Genomic DNA, 851 nt, shown 5'->3' on the forward strand with positions numbered 1-851 from the left:
TAAGACCCCGTTTGAGAATGGTTAGGGGTGGGCGATGCGGCGGAGCAGGAGGGCGCCGAGGCTGACGCGGATCATGGCTTCGCTGACGTCGCACCGGCGCTCGTAGTCGCGGACGAGCCTGCGCCAGCGCATCATCCAGCCGAAGGTCCTCTCGACCACCCAGCGCCTGGGCAGGATGTGGAAGCCCTTCTGGTCGGCCAGCTTGCGGACGATCTCGATGACGAAGTCGCGGTAGGCGGCCTTGCTCATCAGCTTGCCCCGATCGTAGGCGCCATCGGCAAACAGATGTTTCAGCCAAGGCCAGCGCTTGCGGACCGCCGCGATGATCCGCTCCGCCCCCGCCGCGTCCTGGATATCGGCCGTGGTGAGGTTGACCATGAGCAGGCGCCCATCCGTATCCACGGCGACGTGCCGCTTGCGTCCTTTGGTCCGCTTGGCGGCGTCGTAGCCCCCACCGTCAGGCGCGTGGGGTGCCTTCACCGTCTGGCTGTCGAGCACGCCCCCGGTCGGGCTGGCCTCCCGGCCCTGCCGCTCGCGGTCCAGCATCAACGCGATGTCGTGGATGGTCTGGAACAGTAGCCGCCGGGTGAAGCGCCGGAACCACCAATACACGGTCTGCCATGGCCCGAAATGCACCGGCAGCATCCGCCAGCCGCAGCCCGCACGAGCCAGGTATCGGATCGCGTTCAGCATCTCTCGCATGTCGGCGCTAGGCGGCCTGCCGCACCCTGCCGGAGGCGGCAGCAGCGGCTGCACCGCAGCCCACTCCTCGTCCGTCAGATCGGTTGGATAGCGCCGCCGACGCTCAAACGCCGCCTGCCGCGCCCGCTGCTCCTTGGTCCACATCCCGC

Annotated in this window: 1 protein-coding gene; it reads right to left on the minus strand. The window is 68.3% G+C overall.

The window, feature by feature from the left end:
* Window positions 1-21: 21 nt before the first annotated feature.
* On the minus strand, window positions 22-846 hold the full coding sequence (locus tag JMJ56_RS33170) for an IS5 family transposase (RefSeq protein WP_202836128.1): 825 nt from the start codon (window positions 844-846) through the stop codon (window positions 22-24).
* Window positions 847-851: the final 5 nt, after the last annotated feature.

It is taken from the genome of Belnapia arida (assembly GCF_016773205.1).
Classification (GTDB): domain Bacteria; phylum Pseudomonadota; class Alphaproteobacteria; order Acetobacterales; family Acetobacteraceae; genus Belnapia; species Belnapia arida.